This window comes from Bradyrhizobium sp. SZCCHNRI3052 (genome assembly GCF_032484895.1).
In the GTDB taxonomy this organism is placed as follows: Bacteria; Pseudomonadota; Alphaproteobacteria; order Rhizobiales; family Xanthobacteraceae; genus Bradyrhizobium.
This window is the reverse complement of record NZ_JAUETW010000007.1, coordinates 98,009-122,472: the sequence shown is the minus strand read 5'-3', so window position 1 is coordinate 122,472 and position 24,464 is coordinate 98,009. Positions and strand designations below refer to the sequence as shown.

Here is a 24,464-nt window from a genome sequence, read left to right as displayed (position 1 = left end):
GCCGATGCGCAACGATTTTTGGAGAGACGATCGATGTTTGCGCTGACGGCACGGCCTGCGGAGATCACGCCGAGGCTCTGCAATCGAGACGCAACGTCAGATGCTGGGCGGCGAGGAGATCCCGACATGAAGAAGCCTCCGGCGGGGCATCGCCAGAGGCTTCCTGGGGTCTAACATCGTATGATCGTCGTCTTGCGTCGGTGGTGAATGATTACTCAGGCGTGACAAAATTAGCTTATCAACTCATCTGTTTTCAACACCATTTTTAAAAAAATACCAGCACGCAGCCAAACTACTGAAACGAATGCGATTTTCGAGCCACAGGCAATTGGATCCCTTGCTCAATTGCCTCGATCCGCCGATTTGGCATCGATCGCTGCTTGAGCGAACCAGACCCGGTGCCGCGCCGGAATGGGCGCCCGCACACAAGCAAAAACCCCCGGCAGTTTCCTGCCGGGGGCTCTTGAACCCGATCAGACGATCAGGATCAGAAGTTGCGCTGAGCGCGGAGCAGCAAGGACACCGAGTTCTGGTCCTTGAGCTGATAGACCGCAGCCGGCTTGGAGGTCGTGGTCGTGGCCGGAGAAACGATGTTGCCCGAGTACTTCTGGTCCAGGTTGGTCCAGGCCACGTCGGCCGAGAAGGTCAGGTTCTTGACCGGGGTCCAACGGGTGATCAAACCGAGCGAGGAGATGTTGAAGTCGGGGTTGCAGGTGAAGCCTGCGCCCGCGATCGCACCCATCGCCGCGCTGCCGCAGATCAGGCCCTTGGCAGTGCTGTTGTAGCTCACGGCAGCCCACGAACCGTAGATCGCCGAGTTCCAGGTCGGGCTCCAGTTGTGGGTGTAGGCGCCACGGAAGCCGTAGGTCGTGGTCAGCTGCTGCTCACCGCCGGTCACGAAGACCGAATCGCTGACGCCAGCGAAGCCGAGCGTGCCGTAGACACCAGCCGTGCTGCTGCCGCCGTACATCGCGTAGGTGGTCGGCACCAGGCTCTGAGCGTTGTAGCGGCTCGCACCGTTGGTGTAGACGCCCTGGATGTTGATGGTGTCGCCGGGGCCGGTCGGGATGTTCTTGATCGACAAGGCCAGCTGAGCAGCCCAGCCCCACTTGTCAGCCGGGTGACCGGTGAGCTCGGTGGCGCCGTAGTAGCCGGTGTGGTTGTCATGCGCCGCGAACGACGCCTGGAACAGACCCCAAGCCTGGTCGACACGAACCATGCCGACGATGTCCGGAGAAACGTTGCCACCGAAGTTGTTGGTGCCATACGAGCCGCCGATGATGCCGGCCGCGGTGATGCCCGACACGTTCCACATGTTGGTGGTGTAGTACTGGGTCGCGTCCTGCGCCGAGATCGCCGCAGTGATGCCCGAGCCGAAGTCGGCGGTGTAGGTGAACTGGTTGACACCGGTCACGGTGCCGCCGCCGCCCCACAGGCCGTCGAAGTTGTTGCCCGGGTAGTTGGTCCAGGGCGCGTCGAACTGCGACACGGCCTTACCCATCGTGAAGCCAGCGAACTGGATGAAGGCGTAGTACACGCCGATGCCGCCCTGGGCGATGTTGCCGTCGGCCTGAGCGCCAGGAGCGCCAGCCGTCGAGTAGGCGGTCGCGCCGGTCGCGGAGCCCGAGCCAGCGTAGGTGCCGCTGGTCCAGGTGAACGTCAGGTCAGCAAAGGTGCGGACCACGCCGTACTCGGTCGCGGTGCGCGTGTCGATGTTGAGGTCCTGACGAGCGCGGCTGTAGTAGTAGTTGCTGTTACGGTTCATGCCGCCGGCAACGCCGTTGACGGCGTTGTTGTACTGGCCGTTGCTGGCGAACGACGTTTCAGCACGCAGGTAGCCGCCCAGCTTGATGCAGGTGTCGGTGCCGGGGATGTAGTAGAAGCCAGCGCCGTAAAGCGAGCAGACCTTCACATATTCGACCGCCTTGGCCTTGATCGGAAGGTCAGCTGCCTGAGCCCCAGACATGGCGACGAGAGCGGCCGCCGAGCCCAGGACAAGGCTCTTGATCGTGTTCATAATGTTAAACCTCCAAGTTGCTCAGTCAGGGAAGGTTCCGCCTCCGCTGGGTGAGAGACACCCTTGGGGTTGGACCCGTTATCCCTCTTCGACCCGTCGCTCAGCCGCTTCGCGCTATCGGACACACCCGCATGAACGCGAGGGACTTGAGCGAACGACCTAAACGGGACGACGTTGGGATGCCCCCCTTCGTCGTGCGAGCAGAATTACCGAAGGCCTTTGCACACGCAACAAAGGAACCATCATTGCGGCGCTCGAGCGGCGCCTTTTCGGACCGGTGTTGCACAAAAGGCACGGAACCGTGGTTCTGCGGGAACACCTAAGTGGTTGTTTATGTTGTCGTTTTGTGACAACGCAATTTGGGGTGCTCAAGGCCGCGAGCACTCGCCCGCCAGGAACCCGCCCCAAGTCAGGCGTCTGGGCCACGAATCCAGCCACGCGCTGAACGAGAATCGGGTTGGAGGACGATGCCGTCTGCGCCCCTGCCACCGGCCGCCTTTGCAGACGACCCTCTATATTAGGGGTCCTCCGTGTCAGGGACCATCGAGAGGGCCGGCGCCGCCCGTCGACTTCCACGCCGTGCCGCGGCCGATCAACGGCAGGCTCAGCTCGCATCGATGGCCGAAGGTGAAGAGCACCGTCCACACCAGTCCAGCGAAGCCGCGGCCCTGTGAGGATTTCGAAACCGCATGCAATCTGCCGCTTGCGGCTCAGCGCGGCGTCGGGCATACCGACCCTCGCCGGAGACGTGGCCGAGTGGCTGAAGGCGGCGGTTTGCTAAACCGTTATAGGGTTGTAAAGCCCTATCGAGGGTTCGAATCCCTCCGTCTCCGCCAGCCGCCCGTGGGCGCGGCCAACAGCCCCTCCCCCTGATCATCCGCCTCAACGCCGAGCCGTTCACGCACCTGCCGGATCGCAACGGACCGTGGCCGTCGTGATCACGGTTGCCGCTCAATCACGCGCGGTTCAATCGAACAAGCCACGGCTGATGTTGATCACGAAGGCGGCGGGCACGCCGATGATGGTGCCGACGAACCCATAGCCGAGCGCAGCCCACCATGACGCTGCGCCTCCTGCTCCCGTCACGGCACCATAGATGGCGCCGAGACCCGCACAGAGGGCGGTCACCACGACGAGGCGGCGGTCATTATGAGCCTCGACCCGCAGACGCTTCAACTCGCGCCGGCTCTGCACCGCAGGCCCGGCCGGCTCGGTCGATCCACAATGCGGGCACGCCACTGCGCTGAAGGAGACACCGCTGCCGCAGTCATGGCAGTCGATCAGCTCTTGCCGCCGCGCCTGTCGCCGTGCCTGGCCCATGCCGTCAATCCCGCTTGCCTGCGTCACACCGAACGACAGATAGGAGATTTATCGGCGCGCGACGAGGCCCGCTTCCGACGAGAATGAACGATCGGGCGCGGGTGGCCACCCCAGCACCCCGGTTCGCGGCCGGCAACACTGGCGCGTGCGGCATGCTCGCGCCGAAAGCGAGATCCGCCAAGCCGCGGCTTAGCTCGCTCAGTGCGCGGTCATCCAGGCGCGCGCCTCGCGCTGCGCGGTCGCGATCTCGGCATCCGACATCTGCTCGGCGACCTCGCGGCGCATTGCCACGGCGTCGACGCGCCCCCTGAGGGCGGCGAGATTGAACCATTTGTGCGCGGCGATCAGATCGACCATGCCGTCGCGACCGCTCGCATAGAGCATGCCGAGCTCGAACAGCACATCGCCGCTGGCGCCCTGCTCCGCGGTGGTCACGTCATCAAAATTGAGTTGTCCCTGAAACATCGTCGCTCTCCTTCGCTCGAGGAGGCGGCCGGTCACCCGAGCACGCCCCCGTCCAACTGTTCAACGCCTGGTTATCCCCATGCCGTCTCGCGGCTTATGCGCGAAGGATGACCGATCAAGTTTGAAAGGCAGTTTAAACATCGTGCTGAACGAGCCCTGAACGCGGAGCCCCGCATTTTCCCGGGCCGGCTTCAATGCATTGATTCGAAATGGATTCTTCAACTCGGCAAAGAGCGGTTTACCGTTCTGTTTGGCAAACTCATAACCATCCGCGAAAGCGCCTCACCGCGCTGGCGCGGAGCGCACCACGCCGTTGGTCAACAGCCGCACCGGGACTGGACACGTCTCGACAGCACGTGCGCGGGATTGCGCAGCGCGGTACGAGCACGGCTGCGCCGAGCTGCCGATGATGATGCCGTTCGTCTATGGGAAGGTTGGAGGCACACAGTCGCCAAAGGCGCAGTGCTCAAGGATCGAGGGCGTCGGCGAACACGTCAGGATCAGATCCCACTCTGGCTGATAGCCGCTCGTGAGATTGCAGACCGGAAACGCGATCTGCACCGAACGAAGAAATCCTGTTTCTTCTGCCGGACCGTACCGCGAGCGAAGCCGCTCTCGAGTTCGATCCGACCGTTGACCTGATGTCTCGCCGACACCCTCTATCGTCTGTTGGAGCTTCAGGAGATCCGCCCGGCTCTCGAGGAGCTATGCCGACCTGCGTTCCAACGACGTGCCGGCATCAGTTGCCGGACTCATCTCGCAGAGGACTGCGAGAGTTACTTCTTCTTGGCGACCTTCTTGGTCTTCTTGGCAGTCTTCTTCGCCGCGGTCTTCGCGACCTTCTTCACTGCCTTCTTCGCCTTCTTCGCTTTCTTGGCCATGTTGCCCTCCGATGTGAGATGGCTTAGTCGATGCGTGCACTCGGGAATCGAGCTGCACTCCTCATCGATACACCAACGAGTGAAAAAAAACAGCTTCCGGCTTAAGGAAGTGTTGACAGGCGCGCGCGTGTGCGGCTGACGAAACGCGCGAAGCAGCGCGTCGATCGATCGAGAAAATACAAACGTCTCCCTGCGCAAGGCCGCGATCGCAACTAATCGAGATTGCGCAAAAAGCCTGTGCTGCAAGTATTTTTCTGAACGGCTGAACGGCACGGCGCACGCGACGACGCCGGCGTGTCGGCGTGCAGACTCGCATGGTGAGAGCAACGCGCGGACTCTGAGTCGTAAATTTTGGCAATGAAAAAATTTTCATTGCACACGCCCTCGTGTGCGTTCGAACGCTCGGCAATGGTGGCTTTTTTGCGAATCGCGTGCGGCGATTCGCCGGACCGCGACGCCAAGACAAACGGCGCGCACCATGTGCGCGCCGCTGGAACGAAGACGGGCGATCGTCGTTCAGATGCCGAGCTTGCTCTTCAGGAGATCGTTGACCGCCTGCGGGTTGGCCTTGCCACCCGACGACTTCATCACCTGACCGACGAACCAGCCGGCGAGCTGCGGCTTGGCCTTCGCCTGCGCGACCTTGTCCGGATTGGCGGCGATGATCTCGTCGACCACCTTCTCGATGGCACCAAGGTCGGTGACCTGCTTCATGCCGCGGCTCTCGACCAGCTCGCGGGGGTCGCCGCCCTCGCTCCAGACGATCTCGAACAGATCCTTGGCGATCTTGCCGGAGATGGTGCCTTCGCCGATCAGCGCGACGATCGCCGCGAGCTGGGAAGCCGACACCGGCGAGGACGCGATGTCGCGGCCCTCCTTGTTGAGCCGGCCGAACAGCTCGTTGATCACCCAGTTGGCGGCGAGCTTGCCATCGCGTGCCCGCTCGGACAGCGCCTCCAGGACGGCCTCGTAGAACGCAGCGCTCTCGCGCTCGGCCACCAGCACGGAGGCGTCATAGGGCGACAGGCCGAAATCCGCGATGAAGCGCGCCTTCTTCTGGTCCGGCAGCTCCGGCAGCGCAGCCTTCAGCTCGTCGACGAAGGCCTGGCTGAATTCGAGCGGCAGCAGGTCCGGATCCGGGAAGTAACGGTAATCGTGCGCCTCCTCCTTGGAGCGCATCGAGCGCGTCTCGCCCTTGTCGGGATCGAAGCGGCGGGTTTCCTGCTCGATCACGCCGCCGTCCTCGATGATCTCGATCTGGCGCCGCGCCTCGGCCTCGACCGCCTGGCCGATGAAATTGATCGAGTTGATGTTCTTGATCTCGCAGCGGGTGCCGAGCGGGCCGCCCGGCTTGCGCACGGAGACGTTGACGTCGGCGCGCAGGCTTCCCTTCTCCATGTCGCCGTCGCAGGTGCCGAGATAGCGCATGATCGAGCGCAGCTTGGTCACATAGGCCTTGGCCTGCTCGGCGTCGCGGATATCAGGCTTGGAGACGATCTCCATCAGCGCCACGCCGCAGCGGTTGAAGTCGATATAGGACAGCGAGGGCGACTGGTCGTGCAGCATCTTCCCGGGATCCTGCTCGATGTGCAGGCGCTCGATGCCGATCGTGGCGGTCTTGCCGCCGTCGAGCTCGACCGTGACCTCGCCCTCGCCCACGATCGGGTCCTTGTACTGGCTGATCTGGTAGCCCTGCGGCAGGTCGGGATAGAAATAGTTCTTGCGGTCGAACACCGAGCGCAGGTTGATCTTGGCGTTCAGACCAAGCCCGGTGCGCACGGCCTGGCGCACGCACTCCTCGTTGATGACCGGCAGCATGCCCGGCATCGCCACGTCGACCAGCGAGACGTGGCTGTTGGGATCGCCGCCGAACGCGGTCGAGGCGCCCGAGAACAGCTTCGACTTCGAGGTGACCTGGGCGTGGATCTCCATGCCGATCACGACCTCCCAGTCGCCGGTGGCGCCCTTCATCAGCTTGCCGCTGGTTGCCGTCATGGCCCTCAACTCCCCATCAGCGCGGAGACGATCCGCTCAAATTCGATATCCAATGCATCCTTGGCGACGGGCTGCCCGGCCTGCCGATACCAGTAGGCGGCATTGCCGAGATCGCCTTCGACGCGATGCAGATGCGCGTGCACCCAGGCCGCGTCGCGGCCGGTCTCGTCCTGGATGATCTTGTGCGCCCGGTCCCAGTCGCCCTTCGCCAGCCACCACAAGCCGGTGAGCACCGGCGTCAGGCCGGCCGCGGGCGCGTCGCCCGCGAGACTCGTCTTGAACTCGGCGACGCTTACCACCACCGGACCGGCGTGAAGCGTCCCGCCGCCTGCTCGATGACCTCGCCGAGCGAGAACAGCGTCTCCTCGTCGAACGGACGGCCGATAAGTTGCAGCCCGAGCGGCAGCCCCTGTCCGTCCTTGCCGGCCGGCACCGCGATGCCCGGCAGGCCCGCCATGTTCACCGTCACCGTGAAGATGTCGTTGAGATACATCTCGACCGGGTCAGCGCCGCCCTTCTCGCCGATGCCGAACGCGGCCGACGGCGTCGCCGGCGTCAGGATCGCGTTCACGCCCCTCGCAAAGCAGTCCTCGAAGTCCTTCTTGATGAGGGTGCGGACCTTCTGCGCCCGGATGTAATAGGCGTCGTAATAGCCGGCCGACAGCACATAGGTGCCGATCATGACGCGGCGGCGCACCTCGGCACCAAACCCTTCCGCGCGGGTGTTCTCGTAGAGCTCGCCAATGGACTTACCGGGCACGCGCAGGCCGTAGCGGACGCCGTCGTAGCGGGCGAGGTTGGAGGACGCCTCCGCCGGCGCCACGATGTAATAGGCCGGCAGAGCGTATTTGGTGTGCGGCAGCGACACCTCGACGGTTTCTGCGCCGGCGGCTTCCAGCCACTTGCGACCCTCACTCCAGAGCTTCTCGATTTCGGCCGGCATGCCGTCGAGCCGATACTCCTTGGGAATGCCGATCTTCATGCCCTTCACGGACTTCCCGATCGCAGCCTCGTAGTCCGGCACGGGGATGTCGACCGAGGTCGTGTCCTTCGGGTCGTGGCCGGCCATCGAGCGCAGCAGGATGGCCGCATCGCGGGTCGAGCGCGCGATCGGCCCGGCCTGGTCGAGCGAGGAAGCGAAGGCGACGATGCCCCAGCGCGAGCAGCGGCCATAGGTCGGCTTGATGCCGACGGTGGCGGTGAACGCGGCCGGCTGGCGGATCGAGCCGCCGGTATCGGTTGCGGTCGCGCCCATGCAGAGCAGCGCGGCCACCGCCGACGCCGAGCCGCCGGACGAGCCGCCCGGCACCAGCGTGGTGTTGGAGCCCTCGCGGCGCCAGGGGTTGCCGACCGGGCCGAAGTACGAGGTCTCGTTCGACGAGCCCATCGCGAACTCGTCATTGTTGAGCTTGCCGAGCATCACCGCGCCATCGCGCCAGAGCTGCGAGGTCACTGTCGACTCGTAGGTCGGCACGAAATTACCGAGGATCTTCGAACAGGCCGTGGTGCGGACGTCCTTGGTCGCGAACAGGTCCTTGATCCCGAGCGGAATGCCGGCCAGCGGCCCACCCTCGCCTCTATTGATCTTGGCGTCGGCGTCGCGCGCCATCGCGCGCGCCTGGTCCGGCGTCTCCATCACGAAGGCATTGAGCGCCCGCGCCTCCTCGATCGCCTTGAGATGGGCGTCGGTGAGTTCCAGCGACGTGAAGGTCTTGCTCGCGAGACCCTTGCGGGCCTCGGCGAGCGTCAGGGACGTCAAATCGGTCATTTGTTGATCGGGCTGCAGAAGAAAGGGGAAAGCGTCTTGTCGTCGGCCGCGTCGTCCGCGAAGAACTTGTTCTTCGCAGGGGAGGCTTTCTTGGTATTGGCGGCCGCTTCGAGCTGGTCGAGGATCTCGTTGACGGTCTTGTCCGGATCGGCGGCCTTGCCCTGCCGCTCCATGGCGTCGAGATAGTCCATATAGGCCTTGTAGGCCGCTTCATCGTCGCAGAGCAGGCACATGGCGTTGGCTCGCTTGTCGGTTTGAAGGAGCGGATCACGCGCGATAAGCGCGGACCTGCCCTGGCTATTCCACGACCTTCGGCACGAGAAAGAAGTTGTTCTCGGTCATGGGCGCGTTCTTGACGATGTCGTCGGCGATCTCGCCGTCAGTGACGACGTCCTGGCGCTTCTTCATCGCCATCGGTGTCACCGAGGTCATCGGCTCGACGCCCTCGACATTGACCTCCGACAGTTGCTCGACGAAGTTAAGCATCGCATTGAGCTCGCCCTGCAGATGCGGGACCTCGGCGTCAGTGACAGCGATCCGCGCCAATTGCGCGATCCGGCGGACGGTGGCGGCATCGACCGACATTATATAGGGCCTCACGGGACAAGGTGAACCCGCCCTATAGCAGAGCCCGCTTTCGCGCCGCAACCGGCAGCCTCCGGACTTTCTGGGGCAGCGCCCTGCCCGCAGCGTCAGCCCGCCATCCGCCGCAAGCGCGCCTGGGCCTGTTCGGCCAGTGTCCGCGTCAATTCGGCGGCCGGTAGCGCGCGCCCGAGCGGCAGCGCCTGCCCGGCCCAGAGATTGGTGAAATCGACCCTTCCCTGCTTCTCCGCGGCGGCCTTGAGCGGACCGAGCGCGGTGGCGGCATGCGGAAACGCCGGCGCATCCGGCGAGATCGGCCCGACCTCGCGCATCACCCGGTTGGCGACGCCGCGGGCGAGCCGGCCGGTCATCACGTTGGTGATGACGGTGGATTCGTCATCGGCCGCGGCAAGCGCGGCGCGGGCCATCGCGCTGACCTTGGACTCGGGGCAGCGCAGAAACGCGCTGCCGATCTGCACGCCGCTGGCGCCGAGCGCGAACGCCGCGGCGATGCCGCGCGCATCGGCGATGCCGCCGGCGGCGATGACAGGCAGCTTCACCGCATCCACGATCTGCGGCACCAGCGCGAACGTACCGACCTGCTCGGCAAGCTTGTCGGTCAGGAACATGCCGCGATGACCGCCCGCCTCCGCACCTTGCGCGATGATGACGTCGACGCCGTTCCGCTCCAGCCACACCGCCTCCCGCACCACGGTCGCGGACGCCATCACGACCGCGCCTGTCGCCTTCACGCGCGCCAACAGCGACGGCTCAGGCAGGCCGAAATGGAAGCTGATGACCTCCGGCCCCAGTTCCTCGACGACGGCGCACATCGCGGCATCGAACGGAGCGCGGTTCGCGGCCGTCACCGGAGCCGCCGGATCCACGCCATACTCCTGGTAATAGGCGCCGAGCCTCTGCTTCCATGCGGCCTCACGTGCCGCATCGGCCTCGACCGGCGTGTGGCAGAAGAAGTTCACGTTGATCGGCGCCGACACGCGCTGGCGGATGATGTTGACCTGCTCGCGCGCCTTGTCTGCGGAGAGCATGGCACAGGGCAGCGAGCCGAGCCCGCCGCCTTGCGCCACCGCGATGACGAGATCGGCATCCATCACGCCGGCCATCGGCGCGAGCACGATCGGGTGCTCGGTCTTGACGAGATCCAGGAAGCGGCGGTCGGGCCACATGGGCTGCTCCTATTGCTTGGCGAAGACGGCGGACGAGTTGCGCCGCCCTTGCAGGATCTGCGCGGCCTCATCGACGATGCGCGCGACGATCTCGGCGGCCGGCGGGATATCATGGATCAGGCCGACCGCCTCGCCGGCAATGACGGCGGCGATGTCGAAATTGCCTTCGGTCCGTGCCTTCACATAGTCCGCCGACACGTTCTCGACCTGCTGCAGCAGATCGACCTCGCGCCCCATCCAGCGGCGCGCATGGTCGTTGACCAGGCAGCGGCCGGTGAACGGCGCCGGCCAGACATTGTTGCGCGACAGGTCGAAGATGATGCCGCGCACGGTCTCGCCGGATTTTGCCGCGCAGATCCGCCGCTTGGCCTCGTCGGCGCCGGCAGCCTCCCGGCTGGCATAGAAGCGCGTGCCGAGCAGCACGCCCTCCGCCCCCAGCATCAGCATCGCCGCAAGGCCGCGGCCATCGGCAAGACCGCCGGCCGCCGCCACCGGCACTCGCCCCGCGGCGAGGTCGACGATCGCCGGCACGATATCGAGCGTGGTCCGCGAGGCGCCATGACCACCCGCCTCGGTTCCTTGTGCAACCAGGATGTCGGCAGCCGCCGCGATCGCCTGCTCTGCCATCGCCTCGTCCTGCACCTGGCAGATCAGCAACGCACCGGCCCGCTTGATTGCCGGCGCGAACCGCGCGGGATCGCCGAATGACAGCATGATCGCCGCGGGCCTGGCGGCGAGCGCCACGTCGAGCAGATCGGGCTGCTTCGCCAGCGACCAGGTGATGAAGCCGATGCCGAACGGCGCAGGCAGGCCTTCAAGCCGTGCGGTCTCTTGCGCGAGCCAGGTTCGATTGCCATAGCCGCCACCGAGAATACCGAATCCCCCGGCGTCGCTGACCGCGCGCACGAGGCGCGCATCGGCAATCAGATCCATCGGCGCCAGCAGGATCGGCTGGCTGATGCCGAGCTTCTCCGTCAACGCCGTCCGCAGTGCCATGAAAGTCTCCTCAACTCTGGACGGCGACTTTAGGCGCGGCTAGCATTCTCTCAAAATGAATACTTGAGAACTCTGCCATCGCAGATTCAAAACGGAGATCGGCGTGGAACTGAGCGACCTCGAAACCTTTGCAGCCGTGGCGCGCAGCGGCGGCATCACCCGCGCTGCTGAGGCCCTCAACACGGTGCAGTCCAACGTGACCCAGCGGATCAAGGCGCTGGAAGGCGAGATCGGCACCGCACTGTTCGAGCGGCACAGCCGCGGCATGACCCTGACCCATGCCGGGCTGCGACTTCTGCCTTACGCCGACCGGATGGCGGCGCTGTCGCGCGAAGCGCTGCTCGCCGCGCGCGATGACGGCGAGCCGAGAGGACCGCTGACGATCGGCTCGATGGAGACGACCGCCGCCGTGCGCCTGCCGACGCTGCTCGCGGATTTTCATCGGCGCTTCCCGGCTGTCGCCCTCGGTCTGCGCACGGCGCCAACTGCCGAGCTCGTGGCCGCCGTACTCGACGGGACGCTCGAGGGCGCTTTCGTGGCCGGCCCGATCGAACATCCCGAGCTCTCGGGTATCATCGCCTTCGAGGAAGAGCTGGTGCTGGTGACGGCCCGGCGCTTTGAAAGCCTGTCAGCCTTGCGTGCGGCCACGGCTGCCTCCGGCCCGACGGCGCTGGTGTTCAGGGCCGGCTGCACCTACCGGCAGCGGCTGGAGCAGGTCTTCAACGATTTCGGCTGGCCCGCGGCCGCGCGCATCGAGCTCGGTACGCTCGACGGCATGATCGGCTGCGTCGCCGCTGGCATGGGCGTCGCGCTGCTGCCACGCGCTGTGGTGACGCGAAACGAGATGATCGGCAGCGTCAGCCTGCACACGCTCGATCCAAGTCATGGACGCGTCGAAACCCTGTTCATCCACCGCCGCGCGGCGCATCGCAGCAGCGGCCTCTCGGCCTTCATGGCCGGACTCGCCGGCCGGGACCACGACATCGCAGCCTGACGCGATTCATTCAAAGATTGTGCTGAGCATCGCCAGCGAACGGCGCATTCCATTGCGCGAAATGACGTTTTCGCGCAGGGAAAAACAGCCATTTCGACCGATGCGACTTTCGGGCGCTGTGCAGCGCACGCGCGCGAAATAGCTTTGTCTGGCCATCCTCTACTACGTTAGGATGCAGCGCTGGCCAGCGCGAAACAGAACAAACGTCAACATGTCGGAGGAAATGCGATGCGCAACGCGTTCGTGTTGTGCTGCTCGATTGCCATGATGGGTGCGATCGGGACGGCGAATGCCCAGGACAAGACCCCGGATTGGACGAAATCGAAATGGGGCCCACAGGACGAGATCGGCGCGGCCAACTACATCACGCCGGAGCTCGTGGTCAAAGCCGCCTCGCTGGTGAAGACCGGCAAGACCTACCCGCTCGGCATGATCGTCGATTCCAAGACGCCGGCCTATCCGCCGCGTTCGTTCAAGATCACAGTGGTGCAGCCGGGCCAGGCCGGAATTCCCGGCCTCGGCCCGAACAAGGCGACCTACAATGACGACATCGTCGAAGGCTGGGTCGGCGTCGGCAGCCAGATCGACGGGCTCGGCCATCTCGGCATCGAGCACGTCTATTACAACGGCAACAAGCTGCTCGACTTCGCCGATCCGACCGGCCTGAAGAAGCTCGGCATCGAGAAGGTGCCGCCATTGGTGGCGCGCGGCGTGCTGCTCGACATGGCGGCTTATTACAACACCGACGTGGTCAAGGAAGGCACCGCGTTCAACGTCAAGGAGATCGAGGAAGCTGCCAAGAAGCAGGGCGTCGAGATCCGCCAGGGCGACATCGTGATCTTCCACACCGGCTGGCTTGGTTTGATCGGCAAGGACGATAAGCGTTACGGCGCCGGCGAGCCCGGTCTCGGCGTCGAGGGCGCCAAATACCTGACCTCGAAGGGCGTGGTCGCGGTCGGGGCCGACAACTGGGCGGTGGAGGCGATCCCGTTCGAGTCGCCGAACCTGTTCGAGGTGCACCAGATCCTGCTCGCCATGAACGGGACCTACATCCTGGAGAACATGAACACGGCCGACCTCGCCAAGGACAAGGGCTACGAGTTCCTGTTCGTGCTGGGTCAGCCGCGCTGGCGCGGCGGCGTCCAGGGCATGATCAACCCGATCGCGATCCGTTAAGCTCCGCCGATCTCCTCGTGAGGGCATCCCGGGAGCGCCGCGTCCTCACGAGGAGTCTGGAATCGTCCTGCGAAAGCAAGCCTTGGACAAGGAGTCCGCCGCAGGCGCGCCTGGAGCGAGCCGGCCGACACAGACCTGGGATCGGTCGGTCAGTCGACCAAGCCGCCCCTATCGGACGTTAATGGAGGTAGGCGAGCAACAAGGCACTCGCCATGTCTCGCGCACGCGGGGCGAGCGCCGCGTCCGACAATTCGCCCGCAGTCCAGAAGGACAACACGCCGCGGAAACTGAAGGCGAGTTGCTCTGGAAGGCAGCGCAGCGCTTGTTCTTGCCGGCTGGCCGTCAGTCCCTCTCCCTTTCCCAAGGCCAGTGCCCAGAAGGCAGTGGATCGGGAAAGCGTCTGACCGGGCGAAGCCTGGGCGGCACCCAGCCATCCCATCACGGTCCGGTTCACGTTTGGATTCTCCAACATCACTGCCACCGCCGTATCAATAGCCAATAGCACGCGCGTCTTCGCATCTCTCGATGGTGGCGCGGCGGTGTACCGCGTCTCCATGGTGTCGATCCGACGTATGGAGAGAGCCTGCATGATCGCAGCCTTGTTGCCAAACTGATTGAATGGCGTCGCGAAGCTGACCCCCGCCTCAGCGGCAAGGTCTCGCATCGAGAAATCGGCCCTGCCCTGACGGAGAAGCCGCTCTGCCGCATCGAGGACGTGCCGACGAAGCGGCTCGCCTCTCATGCCAATGGATGAATGTTCGGTCTTGCGAGGTGCCATGCAATATCTATATCATGATATAGATAACCTTGTCATGCGGAGTTGTACGATGGCGGCTGCCGAATCGAAGATTTTCCTCGTCACTGGCGTCAGTTCGGGCTTGGGCCGAGCGTTCGCAAAGGGCGCGCTGGCCGCCGGCCATCGGGTGATCGGGACCGTGCGAAGGGTCGGGGATGCCGAGGCTTTTGCCGCGCTTGCAGCGGGCAAGGCTCATCCTCTCGTGATCGATGTTACCGATTTCGATGCAATCCCGGCTGCTGTGGCAGAGGCCGAGAAGCAGATTGGCGCGATCGACGTCCTGGTGAACAATGCCGGCTACGGTCACGAGGGCACGCTGGAGGAGTCCTCGCTCGACGATCTGCAGCGGCAGTTCGCCGCCAACGTGTTCGGCCCTGTCGCGATGATGAAGGCCGTGTTGCCGGGGATGCGCGCGAGGCGGCGCGGCCATATCGTCAATGTGACCTCCATGGGCGGCTTCATCACCATGCCCGGGATCAGCTTCTATTGCGGCAGCAAGTTCGCGCTGGAGGGCATCTCGGAGTCGCTCGGCAAGGAAGTGGCCCCCTTCGGCATCCGCGTCATTGCGCTTGCGCCCGGTCAGTTTCGTACCGATTGGGCGGGACGGTCCATGGATCGCACGCCGCGCAGCATTTCCGACTACGACGCCGTCATGGATCCGATTCGCGCCGCCCGATTGGCCAAGAGCGGAAACCAACCCGGCGATCCCGCGAAGGCCGCACAGGCATTGCTTGCCCTCGTGGAAGCCAAAAAACCGCCTGTGCGGCTGTTCCTCGGTGAGGACGCGCTGGCCCTAGTCGAGCAGAAGATCGAGGGCATGAAAGCCGAAGTGAGTGCCTGGAACAAGCTCTCGCGCTCCACCAGCTTCGCTTGATGATCCAAAGCCGGCGCATCCGGGAAAGACTGCAACGCTCGACATCTGGGCCGGTCGACTCGCGTGCGCGAGCTTCATCGGGGCGGCGAAGCGATGCACGCCCTCACCTGCTGGCTCGCCACGCGCCTGCGTGTTAAGCGCATTGCCATGCCCGCCCCCATCCTTCCTCTCATCGAGGCCGCTGGCCGCTGGCCCGAGCGCGGCGCGCTCGTCGGCCTCGATCTCGGCACCAAGACCATCGGCGTCGCCGTGTCCGATCCGGACCGGCGGCTCGCCACCGGCGTCGAGACGATCCAGCGCAAGGCCTTCAAGGCCGACGCGGCGCGACTGCTGGCGATTTGCACCGAGCGCAAGGTGATCGGCTTGGTGCTGGGCCTGCCCATCAACATGGATGGCAGCGAGGGGCCGCGGGCGCAATCGACCCGGGCGTTCGCGCGCAATCTCGCCGGCCTCACCGACCTGCCGATCGGCCTGTGGGACGAGCGGCTGTCGACGGCTGCGGTCGAGCGCGAGCTGATCGGCATGGATGTCAGCCGCGCCAGGCGCGCCGAGGTGATCGACACGCATGCGGCGATCTTCATCCTGCAGGGAGCGCTCGATCGGCTTGCGACCTTGCGCCAGTCCGGTCGCTAGCCCATGAGCCCCGTCGCCGCGGCGCTCGCGCCGGTATTCCTGCTGATCGTGGTCGGCTTCGGCCTGCGGCGCAGCCTGATCCGGCTGGATACGCAATGGCACGGGCTCGAGCGGCTGACTTATTATGTGCTGTTTCCGGCGCTGCTGATGCAGAGCCTGGTGAAGGCCGATCTCGGCAAGGTGCCGGTCGCCGGCATCGGCGGCGCCTTGTTCCTGGCGATGCTGGCGATGTCGGCGCTCTGCCTCGCGCTGCGGCCGCTGCTCACCCGCTCCGGCATCGATGGTCCGGCCTTCACCTCGATCTTCCAAGGGGCAACCCGCTGGCAGACCTACGTCGCGCTCAGCGTCGCCGGCAGCCTGTTCGGCGCGTCCGGGCTTGCGGCGGCGTCGGTGGCGATGATCGCGATCATCCCAATGGTCAACGTGTTCAGCGTCGCCGTGCTCGCCCACTACGCCTCGCCGACCCGCCGCTCGATCCGTGAGATCCTTGCCACCATCGTGCGCAATCCGCTGATCTGGGCCTGCATCGCCGGGCTCGCACTGAACGTGGCGCATATGCCGCTGCCAAAGCTCTGGCACGATGCCGCCGATGCGCTCGGACAGGCCTCGCTGCCGATCGGCCTGCTGGTGACCGGCGCCGGCCTGCACTTCGAAGGCTTGCGCCGCGCTGGCCCGGCCGCTGCGCTCGGCGTCGTGCTCAAGCTGGTCTTGATGCCCCTCCTCGCGATCGGGCTCGCCGGATCGTTCGGCGTCACCGGCCCGAGCCTCGTCGTCGTCGCGATCTGCGCCGCGGTGCCGACCTCGCCGAGCGCCTATGTGCTGGCCAAGCAGATGGGCGGCGACGCGCCGCTGCTGGCGCAGATCATCTCGCTGCAAACGGTGCTGGCGGCGCTGACCATGCCGCTCGCGATCGCCTGGGCGAGCTGAACGCGTCCGTTCAGGAAGAACCGCTGGCCAGCCACATGGTCTGCACCGTGGCGGCGAGGTTGTTGAGGCCGTGAAGCACCATGGTCAGATAGGTGGAGTGGGTTCGAGAGCGCAGATAGCCGAACCACACGCCGAGGGAAAACACGTTGAGGAGGGCGAACCAGTCGTACTGGAGATGCAGGACGGTCCACAGCAAGGACGACAGCACGATGGCGCCGGGCACGCGCAGGAAGGAGTCCGACCAGCCGCGGTAGAGAAAGCCACGCGCCATCAACTCTTCCGACACCGGTGCGGCGACGCAGAAGGCGATGACCATCAGCCAGACCACGCCGTCGCCTCTGGCGGTCTTCATGATGTCCACCATGAAGCTCGCCGACTTCTCTTCGCGTCCCGTCAGCTGCGCGGCCAGCTCCCAGCAGCCCAGGATCACGACCATCCCGACAACGCCAAAGGCGAAATTCTTCCAGCCCGTCCAGCGCAGGCCCAGATAGTCGACGAACGACATGCGGGTGTGGCGGACGGCAAAATAGATCGGGATCAAAATGGCCGGAACGCCCATGATCGCCGACAGCGAGACCGTGAGCGACCGGCTCGCAATCTGGATCATGGCCAACTGAAACGCGGCCATGCTGTCGATTGGACCCTCATGGCGCAGCAGGAAATAGACGATCGGAGTCAGCTGGCCGATGAAGAACACGACGATGATGAGGAGGCCCCACAGCAAGGTGCGCCAGAAGCCGAGCGTGCGCGGCTGATGATGCGCCGGAACGACCTGCTGCGGCGGGTTGCCCGGATCGAGCGAATCCATCACGGCGGCTTCGGGAGTGTCGGTCAAGGCAGCGCGCGCTCCAGCAAGCTACGGATGTCTGAGCGATCGAGATCGACCGCGCCATACATGCTCGGGTGAACATTGGCGAGCCGCGTGGCGGCGAAAAGCTCCGCATGAGCGGGCATAACGAGGTTGAGCGCGGCGGCGGCTGCGAGCAGCGCCAACTTCTCGACTGCGAGGCGCGCGACGCGCTCGGAATCCGGCCGGCGGAAGCTGGTCTCGATGAAGGCGAGCGACTCCGCCGCGCCGGGCAACCCGCTGGTCTCTGCTTTGAGATGCATCAGGACGTGCGCGGCCGCCTCCGCCTCGCGCGCCAGCGCCCGCAGCACGTCCAGGCACATGACGTTGCCCGAGCCTTCCCAGATCGCATTGACCGGCGACTCCCGGAAATGGCGGGCGAGGATGCCGTCCTCGACATAGCCGTTGCCGCCCAGGCATTCCATCGCCTCATACAGGAACGGCGGCGCGCTCTTGCAGACCCAGTATTTGATCGCCGGCGTCAGCAGCCGCACGTAGTTCGCCTCCCGCGGCGACAGAGGCGCGCGATCGAACGCCTGACACAGCCGCATCACCAGCGCCACCGTCGCCTCGACATGGAGAGCCATGTCGGCGAGCACCGCCTGCATCAGCGGCTGGTCGGCGAGATGCTTCTGGAACACGCTGCGATGGCGCGCATGATGCAGCGCGTGCGCGAGCCCCGAGCGCATCAGGCCGGCAGACGAGATCGCGCAATCCTGCCGCGTCAGTTGCACCATCTGGATGATGGTGCTGATGCCCCTGCCCTCGTCGCCGACCCGCTCGGCATAGGCGCCGACGAACTCCACCTCCGACGAGGCATTGGAGCGGTTGCCGAGCTTGTCCTTCAAGCGCTGGAACTGGATCGCGTTCACCGAGCCATCCGGCTTGAAGCGCGGCATGAAGAAGCAGGTCAGGCCGGCATCGGCCTGCGCCAGCACCAGGAAGGCGTCGCACATCGGCGCCGACATGAACCATTTATGCCCCGTGATGCGATAGCCATCGGTGGTACGCTCAGCGCGCGTCAGGTTGGCGCGCACGTCGGTCCCGCCCTGCTTCTCGGTCATCCCCATGCCGAGTGTCATGCCGCGCTTTTGCCACCACGGCGCAAACGCCGGATCGTAGTCATCGGTCGCGATGACCGGCATCACTCTTGCCAGCAGATCAGGCTGGGCGGCCAGCGCCGCCACCGAGGCCCGCGTCATGGTGATCGGGCAGAGATGGCCGCTCTCGACCTGCGAGGCGATATAGAACTTCGCGGCGCGCACCACCTCCGAGCAGCCGCCGACGGGCTGGCCTTCTGCCGTCCATGTCGAATTGTGCAGGCCGGCTGCGGCCGAGCGCGTCATCATCGCATGGTAGGCCGGATGAAATTCGACGACGTCTCGCCGAAAGCCCTTGGCGTCGAAGCTGCGCAGCTTCGGCGTGTTCTCGTTGGCGAGCCGGCCCTGCTCGGCCATCGCAGCTGAGCCCCAGAGCGCACCGAATGCAGACAGCTCCTGCTCGGCTCCGGCACCATCATTGGCCTTCAAGGCATCCATCAAGGGCCGGTCGGCCGTGAACAGGTTGACGTCCTCGAATGGCGGCGACTGGTTGAAGACCTCATGGGTCGCGAAGGAAGACTGCGTCATGGCCGTGCCCTACAGAGATCGATCATCGGCGCGGCCGAATGGGAAAAACATAAGTCGTCGCGCCAGCGCCCGGCAGCGAAAAGTGCCACCACTCCTTGGCATAGTTCACAAAACCTTGCCGCGCCATCACCGCGACCAGTTCGTTGCGCCAGCGGCGCTGCTCCGGTGTCAGGTTCTGCGCGGCGGTATGAGCCTTCACGTCGGAACAATCGTAGCCGGTTCCCATGTCGACGCTGCCCTCGGGCGCGCGTAGCGCTGCGGGCGCGGTGCAGTCCGCGTAGTCCTTGGCCGGGTCGAACGCCGCGGAATTGTCGGCCGCGAGCTCGACCAGCGTGAGATCGAGCGCCGCACCGGTCGAATGGCCCGAACGCACGGCGATATAGCCGAGACGGAACAGGTCCTGCTTGGCAACGCGCGGAGTGTAGCGGCGGCCGGCCGCGGTCTCGACGCCGTCCTGCGACCAGGCCAGCATCTCTGCGACCGCACGCACCGGGCGGTAGCAGTCGAGCATCTTCAGCGACAGGCCGCGCGGCCGCAGCTCGGCCTGAGCCGCCTGCAGCCGCCGCGCCACGTCACGCGTCACGACGCATTCGGCCGCCTCGTAGCCCGGCAAAGGGCGGCCGACGAAATTGTTGCTGCCGGCATAACGGATGTCCTGGAGGATCGTCGGGTCGATGTCGCGGAGATAGACGAAATCGAACGGCAACGCGGCCGCACCGGCCGGCACGATCGCCGCCAGCAGGATCAGGGCATATCGGAGCGGACCTCTTCCGGCGATGGCCCGCCAGTCCCCGGTTTGGAGCCCCCCGAGAGGCTCGGAAGACGGAACGGGGGAAAACTCGGAACCCCGGCTTTCGGCCTTGCCCCCCATGGAAACCGCGCCTATAGCTCTGGCTTTAATGGCAACCTCTCCGAAATCGACTTTCGTCCTCGGGCACCGGCATTTGCTGGGAATCGAGGGCCTTTCCGCCCACGACATCACCGGCCTCCTCGATCTGTCCGAGGAGTATGTCGAACTGAATCGTCAGGTCGACAAGAAGCGCACCGTGCTGCGCGGCCGCACCCAGGTCAACCTGTTCTTCGAGGCCTCGACGCGGACCCAGTCGTCGTTCGAGATCGCTGGCAAGCGGCTCGGCGCCGACGTCATGAACATGTCGGTGTCGTCCTCGTCCATGCGCAAGGGCGAGACCCTGATGGACACTGCGGTCACGCTGAACGCGATGCATCCGGACATCCTGGTCGTCCGTCACCACGCCTCCGGCGCGGTGGAGCTGCTGGCGCGCAAGGTCGACGGCTCCGTGATCAATGCCGGTGACGGCGCGCACGAGCATCCGACCCAGGCGCTGCTCGATGCGCTGACCATCCGCCGCAACAAGGGTCGCATCGAGGGGCTGGTCATCGCGATCTGCGGCGACGTGCTGCATTCGCGCGTCGCGCGCTCCAACATCCTCTTGCTCAACACCATGGGCGCCCGCGTCCGCATCGTCGCGCCCTCCACTTTGCTGCCGCCGGGCATCGAGCGGATGGGCGTCGAGGTCGCGCGCGACATGCGCGAAGGGCTCAACGGCGCCGACATCGTCATGATGCTGCGGCTGCAGCGCGAGCGCATGAACGGCTCGTTCGTGCCGTCCTCGTCGGAATATTTCCAGTATTTCGGGCTCGACCAGAAGAAGCTCGCCTACGCCAAGCCGGACGCGCTGGTCATGCATCCGGGACCGATGAACCGCGGCGTCGAGATCGAATCCATCGTCGCCGACGGCGCGCAATCGCTGATCCGGGAGCAGGTCGAAATGGGCGTGGCCGTGCGCATGGCCGTGCTCGAGGCTCTGGCCCGCAACCTGCCCAACGCGTGATACAGAAGTCGGGACCAAACGCCATGCTGACCGACCGCCGCCCGATCCTGCTTGCCAATGCGCGCGTGATCGATCCCTCCCGCGACTTCGACGGCCCCGGCGACGTGCTGATCGCCGACGGCGTGATCCGCGATCTCAAGCGCGGCATCGGCGCCGCGGGCGTGCCGGAGGGCACCGATGTCGTCAACTGCGCAGGCAAGATCGTGGCCCCCGGCCTGATCGACATGTGCGCCTTCGTCGGCGAGCCGGGTCTGGGCCATCGCGAGACCTTCGCCAGCGCCAGCCAGGCCGCCGCCACCGGCGGCATCACCACCATCATCTGCCAGCCCGGCACCGAGCCGGTGATCGACAATTCGGCGACCGTCGACTTCGTGCTGCGCCGCGCCCGCGACACCGCGATCGTCAACATCCAGCCGATGGCGGCGCTGACCAAGGGCCTGCGCGGCGAGGAGATGACCGAGATCGGGCTGTTGCGCGCCGCCGGCGCCGTCGCCTTCTCCAACGGCCACACCAGCGTGATGAACGCGCAGGTAATGCGCCGCACGCTGACCTATGCGCGGGATTTCGACGCCCTGATCGTGCATCACACCGAGGATCCCAATCTCGTCGGCGAAGGCGTCATGAACGAAGGCGAGTTCGCCTCGCGGCTCGGCCTCTACGGCATCCCGCCCGCAGCGGAAGCCGTCGTGCTCGAACGCGACATGCGCCTGGTGGCGCTCAGCAAGGGCCGCTATCACGCGGCCGCGCTGAGCTCGATCGACTCGCTCGACATTCTCAGGCGCGCGCGCGAAGCCGGCCTCACCGTGAGCGCGTCGGTCTCGATCAACCACGTGACGCTGAACGAGAACGACATCGGCCCCTACCGCACCTTCCTGAAGCTGACGCCGCCGCTGCGCACCGAGGCCGACCGCCGCGCGCTGGTCGAGGCGCTGGCCTCGGGCCTGATCGACGTCATCATGTCGGACCACACGCCGCAGGACGTCGAGGTCAAGCGGCTGCCGTTCGCGGAAGCCGCCAGCGGCGCCGTCGGCCTGGAGACGATGCTGCCGGCGGCGCTGCGACTCGTGCACAATGGCGAGCTGAGCTGGACCACCCTGATCCGCGCGATGTCGACGCGGCCCGCCGAGCTGCTCGGCCTGCCCGGCGGCACCTTGCGGGCAGGCGCGCCGGCCGACATCATCGTGATCGATCCGGACGTGCCCTGGATCCTCGATCCGGCCGACCTCAAATCGCTGTGCAAGAACACGCCGTTCGACGAAGCCCGCTTCACCGGCCGCGTGGTCCGCACCATCGTCGGCGGCCGCACCGTGTTCGAACATGTCTGACGCAAGGCGAAGCTTGGAAGGAGTGGTGTGATGGGTTCCGAAGCCTTCCTGCCGGTCGCTCTCATCATCGGCTATCTCCTGGGGTCGATCCCGTTCGGCCTGATCCTGACCAAGCTGGCCGGCACGCAGGATCTGCGCAGCATCGGCTCCGGCAATATCGGCGCCACCAACGTGCTGCGCACCGGACGCAAGGGGCTCGCGGCAGCAACCCTGCTCGGCGACGCGCTGAAGGGTACGGCGGCGGTCATCATCTCCGGCTATCTCGGCGGCCCGAATGCCGCGATGATCGCGGGCCTCGGCGCGTTCCTCGGTCACTTGTTCCCGGTGTGGCTGAAGTTCCGCGGCGGCAAAGGTGTCGCCGTTTACATCGGTATTTTGATCGGTCTGTTCTGGCCGGGCGCGATCTTCTTCTGCCTGGTGTGGCTCGCCACCGCGTTCGCGCTGCGCTACTCATCGCTCGCGGCACTCGTCGCCAGCGTGCTGACACCCATCGTGTTGTGGGCATTTGGCCACACCGCGCTGGCGTCCTTGTTCGCCCTGCTCACACTGTTGCTCATTTACATGCATCGCGAAAACATCAAGCGATTGCAGTCGGGCACCGAGAGCAGGATCGGGGCGAAGAAGTAGTCGCTCCGGACAAATACGGAGCAAATACGGAAAACCTGTGTTGCGCCCTGATTTCACAGCGGCTGCACAGCAACACCGGCGATTCATCAGCTCATAAGTTAACGCGGGACTCTGGCGTGAATCATGATTGCCTGTCATGATTCCTGCATGTGGTTACGCAAGACCAATTCCAGCGGTTCGTCGGCCACGCACGATGACCGTACTGATCAGGCTCCGGCGCAGCAGAAGGCGGCCCCGGCCCGATCGAATGCCAGCCTGCTGCTGTCGGCCGCTGAGATCTGGTCGACCGGCATCACGGCCGCTGCAGAACCGGCGCAGACGCCCGAGACAGTCGCGCCTGCCGCGCCGGTCACGTCGGACGTCGCGCTCCCCGCCGAAATATCCGAGCCCAGCCCTGCGCCGGAACGAGCCGATGTCGCGCCGGCCGTCGCCGAGATGATCATGGCGGCCACGAGCACGCCCGTGATCAGCGAGACCAGGGCCGCAGAGACGCCCGAGCGAACGCTCGCGGAGACGATCGCAACGGTCACGCTGCCGCCGCCGCCCCGGACATGGCCGCCGCGCAAGCTGTCGCTGGCCCTGCAGGGCGGCGGAACGTTCTCGGCCTTCACCTGGGGCGTGCTCGATCGCCTGCTCGAGGAACCCGGCTGCGATTTCGACACCATCAGCGGCGCCGGCGCCGGCGCGGTCAACGCCGCGTTGCTCGCGAGCGGGCTCGCCAAGGGCGGCCGCGACGAAGCCCGCAACCGGCTCGCTTTGTTCTGGACCCGGCTGATGGAGGAGGCGTCGTTCCGATCGCTGCTGGTGATCGGCGCGTACTCGCCGGCGAGCAGCTCGGTGTCATTCGGCGCGGGGCTGCGCGGCGGACGCGCCGACCCGCTCGATCTCGATCCGCTCCGCGACATCCTCCGCGAGGCGATCGATTTCGACGCCGTGCAGGGCCCGGCCGCGCCCCGCCTGCTGGTTGCGGCAACCCGGGCTCGTGACGGCCTGCCGCAGATCTTCCGCAATGCCGGCATCACGCCGGATGCTCTGCTCGCCTCCACCTGTCCCGCGCAACTGCACGCCGCTGTCGACATCGAGGGCGAAGCGTATTGGGACGGCGGCTACGTCACCAATCCGCCGCTGATCCAGATCGCGCATGAGTCCAGCGCCGCCGACCTGCTGGTCGTTCAGGTCACGCCCGCGCGCGACGGCCATGTCCCGATGACCTCGGCCGCGATCGATCGCCGCCTCGACCAGATCGCCGGCAATGCGGTCCTGAACGCCGAACTCGCGGCGCTCGAATGGGCGCGCAGCGACGGCCTGCACCCGCCGCGCGTCCATCGGCTTGCGGCCGAGGACGAGATCGAAGCCCTGGCTCAGCGCGATGCGACCGATCTCGGCAGCGACTTCGTCGAGCTGCTGTACCAGCGCGGACGCGACGCCGCCGAGCGCTGGCTGCGCGAAGCTCCGGTCGGCACCACGCCAGCCATCCAGAGCGATCAGCCGGTGCTATCGTCGCCGGTGTCCGAGTCCGAGGATGTGCGCGACGTCGCGCCGGCGTAGCGCGCCCTCTTCCCTGCGTCCTCGG

Annotated in this window: 23 protein-coding genes and 1 tRNA gene; 10 read left to right on the top strand and 14 right to left on the bottom strand. The window is 65.7% G+C overall.

What is annotated here, in order from left to right; genetic code table 11:
• Nucleotides 1-487: 487 nt before the first annotated feature.
• Nucleotides 488-2,017, bottom strand: a complete 1,530-nt coding sequence (locus tag QW887_RS20080; protein WP_315752951.1) for a porin — start codon at nucleotides 2,015-2,017, stop codon at nucleotides 488-490.
• Between the two features lie 742 nt (nucleotides 2,018-2,759).
• Between QW887_RS20080 and QW887_RS20075 the strand changes: the two genes are divergently transcribed.
• Nucleotides 2,760-2,853: transfer RNA gene (locus QW887_RS20075), tRNA-Ser, on the top strand.
• Nucleotides 2,854-2,983: 130 nt separating this feature from the next.
• Here the strand turns inward: QW887_RS20075 and QW887_RS20070 are convergent.
• The 9 genes from QW887_RS20070 to QW887_RS20030 all read right to left on the bottom strand — a co-directional run bounded on the left by QW887_RS20070 (nucleotide 2,984) and on the right by QW887_RS20030 (nucleotide 11,211).
• Complete coding sequence (locus QW887_RS20070) at nucleotides 2,984-3,337, bottom strand: hypothetical protein (protein WP_316194872.1); 354 nt, start codon at nucleotides 3,335-3,337, stop codon at nucleotides 2,984-2,986.
• A 198-nt stretch (nucleotides 3,338-3,535) separates the two neighbouring features.
• Nucleotides 3,536-3,802 carry a hypothetical protein gene (locus QW887_RS20065; protein WP_315711373.1) on the bottom strand — a complete coding sequence of 89 codons (267 nt, stop codon included), beginning with the start codon at nucleotides 3,800-3,802 and terminating at the stop codon, nucleotides 3,536-3,538.
• Nucleotides 3,803-5,199: 1,397 nt separating this feature from the next.
• Entirely contained in the window at nucleotides 5,200-6,678 is a 1,479-nt protein-coding gene (gene gatB / locus QW887_RS20060; protein ID WP_315827234.1) for an Asp-tRNA(Asn)/Glu-tRNA(Gln) amidotransferase subunit GatB, read from the bottom strand.
• A gap of 5 nt (nucleotides 6,679-6,683) precedes the next feature.
• Nucleotides 6,684-6,980: a hypothetical protein gene (locus QW887_RS20055; protein WP_316194871.1), complete on the bottom strand. Its 297-nt coding sequence runs from the start codon at nucleotides 6,978-6,980 to the stop codon at nucleotides 6,684-6,686.
• A complete protein-coding gene (gene gatA / locus QW887_RS20050) occupies nucleotides 6,971-8,446 on the bottom strand; it encodes an Asp-tRNA(Asn)/Glu-tRNA(Gln) amidotransferase subunit GatA (protein WP_316194870.1) in 1,476 nt (491 codons plus the stop codon). The genes QW887_RS20055 and gatA overlap by 10 nt, the downstream gene beginning before the upstream one ends.
• On the bottom strand, nucleotides 8,443-8,679 hold the full coding sequence (locus tag QW887_RS20045) for a hypothetical protein (RefSeq protein ID WP_315711368.1): 237 nt from the start codon (nucleotides 8,677-8,679) through the stop codon (nucleotides 8,443-8,445). Before QW887_RS20045 ends, gatA begins: the two co-directional genes overlap by 4 nt.
• A gap of 64 nt (nucleotides 8,680-8,743) precedes the next feature.
• Complete coding sequence (gatC, locus tag QW887_RS20040; RefSeq protein ID WP_315711367.1) at nucleotides 8,744-9,031, bottom strand: Asp-tRNA(Asn)/Glu-tRNA(Gln) amidotransferase subunit GatC; 288 nt, start codon at nucleotides 9,029-9,031, stop codon at nucleotides 8,744-8,746.
• Between the two features lie 107 nt (nucleotides 9,032-9,138).
• Nucleotides 9,139-10,215 carry a nitronate monooxygenase family protein gene (locus QW887_RS20035; protein ID WP_316171407.1) on the bottom strand — a complete coding sequence of 359 codons (1,077 nt, stop codon included), beginning with the start codon at nucleotides 10,213-10,215 and terminating at the stop codon, nucleotides 9,139-9,141.
• A 9-nt stretch (nucleotides 10,216-10,224) separates the two neighbouring features.
• Nucleotides 10,225-11,211: a nitronate monooxygenase gene (locus QW887_RS20030; RefSeq protein WP_315827238.1), complete on the bottom strand. Its 987-nt coding sequence runs from the start codon at nucleotides 11,209-11,211 to the stop codon at nucleotides 10,225-10,227.
• A gap of 103 nt (nucleotides 11,212-11,314) precedes the next feature.
• Between QW887_RS20030 and QW887_RS20025 the strand changes: the two genes are divergently transcribed.
• On the top strand, nucleotides 11,315-12,205 hold the full coding sequence (locus QW887_RS20025; protein ID WP_315827239.1) for a LysR family transcriptional regulator: 891 nt from the start codon (nucleotides 11,315-11,317) through the stop codon (nucleotides 12,203-12,205).
• A gap of 228 nt (nucleotides 12,206-12,433) precedes the next feature.
• Nucleotides 12,434-13,381, top strand: coding sequence for a cyclase family protein (locus tag QW887_RS20020; RefSeq protein WP_315711362.1), 948 nt, complete (start codon nucleotides 12,434-12,436; stop codon nucleotides 13,379-13,381).
• Nucleotides 13,382-13,559: 178 nt separating this feature from the next.
• Here the strand turns inward: QW887_RS20020 and QW887_RS20015 are convergent, their stop codons facing one another.
• Nucleotides 13,560-14,159 (bottom strand): TetR/AcrR family transcriptional regulator, encoded by a 600-nt coding sequence (locus tag QW887_RS20015; RefSeq protein WP_316194869.1) that lies wholly within the window; start codon nucleotides 14,157-14,159, stop codon nucleotides 13,560-13,562.
• A gap of 49 nt (nucleotides 14,160-14,208) precedes the next feature.
• Between QW887_RS20015 and QW887_RS20010 the strand changes: the two genes are divergently transcribed.
• From QW887_RS20010 to QW887_RS20000, 3 genes are all read left to right on the top strand, one after another.
• A complete protein-coding gene (locus QW887_RS20010; protein ID WP_316194868.1) occupies nucleotides 14,209-15,051 on the top strand; it encodes an oxidoreductase in 843 nt (280 codons plus the stop codon).
• 147 nt (nucleotides 15,052-15,198) lie between these two features.
• Entirely contained in the window at nucleotides 15,199-15,684 is a 486-nt protein-coding gene (ruvX, locus tag QW887_RS20005) for a Holliday junction resolvase RuvX (protein WP_316165136.1), read from the top strand.
• Between the two features lie 3 nt (nucleotides 15,685-15,687).
• Nucleotides 15,688-16,611, top strand: coding sequence for an AEC family transporter (locus QW887_RS20000; RefSeq protein ID WP_316194867.1), 924 nt, complete (start codon nucleotides 15,688-15,690; stop codon nucleotides 16,609-16,611).
• A gap of 10 nt (nucleotides 16,612-16,621) precedes the next feature.
• On the opposite strand, the gene QW887_RS19995 is transcribed toward QW887_RS20000, so the two are convergent.
• The 3 genes from QW887_RS19995 to QW887_RS19985 are packed head-to-tail and all read right to left on the bottom strand — an operon-like array spanning nucleotide 16,622 to nucleotide 19,834.
• Nucleotides 16,622-17,446, bottom strand: a complete 825-nt coding sequence (locus QW887_RS19995) for a CPBP family intramembrane glutamic endopeptidase (RefSeq protein WP_316194866.1) — start codon at nucleotides 17,444-17,446, stop codon at nucleotides 16,622-16,624.
• On the bottom strand, nucleotides 17,443-19,086 hold the full coding sequence (locus QW887_RS19990) for an acyl-CoA dehydrogenase family protein (protein ID WP_316194865.1): 1,644 nt from the start codon (nucleotides 19,084-19,086) through the stop codon (nucleotides 17,443-17,445). Before QW887_RS19990 ends, QW887_RS19995 begins: the two co-directional genes overlap by 4 nt.
• Before the next feature lie 22 nt (nucleotides 19,087-19,108).
• Nucleotides 19,109-19,834 (bottom strand): M15 family metallopeptidase, encoded by a 726-nt coding sequence (locus QW887_RS19985; RefSeq protein ID WP_316194933.1) that lies wholly within the window; start codon nucleotides 19,832-19,834, stop codon nucleotides 19,109-19,111.
• Between the two features lie 151 nt (nucleotides 19,835-19,985).
• Between QW887_RS19985 and QW887_RS19980 the strand changes: the two genes are divergently transcribed.
• The 4 genes from QW887_RS19980 to QW887_RS19965 all read left to right on the top strand — a co-directional run bounded on the left by QW887_RS19980 (nucleotide 19,986) and on the right by QW887_RS19965 (nucleotide 24,439).
• Complete coding sequence (locus QW887_RS19980) at nucleotides 19,986-20,939, top strand: aspartate carbamoyltransferase catalytic subunit (RefSeq protein WP_315740287.1); 954 nt, start codon at nucleotides 19,986-19,988, stop codon at nucleotides 20,937-20,939.
• A 23-nt stretch (nucleotides 20,940-20,962) separates the two neighbouring features.
• Nucleotides 20,963-22,264 carry a dihydroorotase gene (locus QW887_RS19975; RefSeq protein ID WP_316194864.1) on the top strand — a complete coding sequence of 434 codons (1,302 nt, stop codon included), beginning with the start codon at nucleotides 20,963-20,965 and terminating at the stop codon, nucleotides 22,262-22,264.
• A 30-nt stretch (nucleotides 22,265-22,294) separates the two neighbouring features.
• Nucleotides 22,295-22,891 carry a glycerol-3-phosphate 1-O-acyltransferase PlsY gene (gene plsY / locus QW887_RS19970; protein WP_316194863.1) on the top strand — a complete coding sequence of 199 codons (597 nt, stop codon included), beginning with the start codon at nucleotides 22,295-22,297 and terminating at the stop codon, nucleotides 22,889-22,891.
• 147 nt (nucleotides 22,892-23,038) lie between these two features.
• A complete protein-coding gene (locus QW887_RS19965; RefSeq protein ID WP_316194862.1) occupies nucleotides 23,039-24,439 on the top strand; it encodes a patatin-like phospholipase family protein in 1,401 nt (466 codons plus the stop codon).
• Nucleotides 24,440-24,464: the final 25 nt, after the last annotated feature.

Excerpts from the sequence above, each read along its gene's own strand:
- QW887_RS20080 (WP_315752951.1), bottom strand. The coding sequence starts at position 2,017 with ATGAACACGATCAAGAGCCTTGTCCTGGGCTCGGCGGCCGCTCTCGTC.
- QW887_RS20070 (WP_316194872.1), bottom strand. The coding sequence starts at position 3,337 with ATGGGCCAGGCACGGCGACAGGCGCGGCGGCAAGAGCTGATCGACTGC.
- QW887_RS20065 (WP_315711373.1), bottom strand. The coding sequence starts at position 3,802 with ATGTTTCAGGGACAACTCAATTTTGATGACGTGACCACCGCGGAGCAG.
- gatB (WP_315827234.1), bottom strand. The coding sequence starts at position 6,678 with ATGACGGCAACCAGCGGCAAGCTGATGAAGGGCGCCACCGGCGACTGG.
- gatA (WP_316194870.1), bottom strand. The coding sequence starts at position 8,446 with ATGACCGATTTGACGTCCCTGACGCTCGCCGAGGCCCGCAAGGGTCTC.
- QW887_RS20045 (WP_315711368.1), bottom strand. The coding sequence starts at position 8,679 with ATGTGCCTGCTCTGCGACGATGAAGCGGCCTACAAGGCCTATATGGAC.
- gatC (WP_315711367.1), bottom strand. The coding sequence starts at position 9,031 with ATGTCGGTCGATGCCGCCACCGTCCGCCGGATCGCGCAATTGGCGCGG.
- QW887_RS20035 (WP_316171407.1), bottom strand. The coding sequence starts at position 10,215 with ATGTGGCCCGACCGCCGCTTCCTGGATCTCGTCAAGACCGAGCACCCG.
- QW887_RS20030 (WP_315827238.1), bottom strand. The coding sequence starts at position 11,211 with ATGGCACTGCGGACGGCGTTGACGGAGAAGCTCGGCATCAGCCAGCCG.
- QW887_RS20020 (WP_315711362.1), top strand. The coding sequence starts at position 12,434 with ATGCGCAACGCGTTCGTGTTGTGCTGCTCGATTGCCATGATGGGTGCG.
- QW887_RS20015 (WP_316194869.1), bottom strand. The coding sequence starts at position 14,159 with ATGGCACCTCGCAAGACCGAACATTCATCCATTGGCATGAGAGGCGAG.
- QW887_RS20010 (WP_316194868.1), top strand. The coding sequence starts at position 14,209 with ATGGCGGCTGCCGAATCGAAGATTTTCCTCGTCACTGGCGTCAGTTCG.
- ruvX (WP_316165136.1), top strand. The coding sequence starts at position 15,199 with ATGCCCGCCCCCATCCTTCCTCTCATCGAGGCCGCTGGCCGCTGGCCC.
- QW887_RS20000 (WP_316194867.1), top strand. The coding sequence starts at position 15,688 with ATGAGCCCCGTCGCCGCGGCGCTCGCGCCGGTATTCCTGCTGATCGTG.
- QW887_RS19990 (WP_316194865.1), bottom strand. The coding sequence starts at position 19,086 with ATGACGCAGTCTTCCTTCGCGACCCATGAGGTCTTCAACCAGTCGCCG.
- QW887_RS19980 (WP_315740287.1), top strand. The coding sequence starts at position 19,986 with ATGGCAACCTCTCCGAAATCGACTTTCGTCCTCGGGCACCGGCATTTG.
- QW887_RS19975 (WP_316194864.1), top strand. The coding sequence starts at position 20,963 with ATGCTGACCGACCGCCGCCCGATCCTGCTTGCCAATGCGCGCGTGATC.
- plsY (WP_316194863.1), top strand. The coding sequence starts at position 22,295 with ATGGGTTCCGAAGCCTTCCTGCCGGTCGCTCTCATCATCGGCTATCTC.
- QW887_RS19965 (WP_316194862.1), top strand. The coding sequence starts at position 23,039 with ATGTGGTTACGCAAGACCAATTCCAGCGGTTCGTCGGCCACGCACGAT.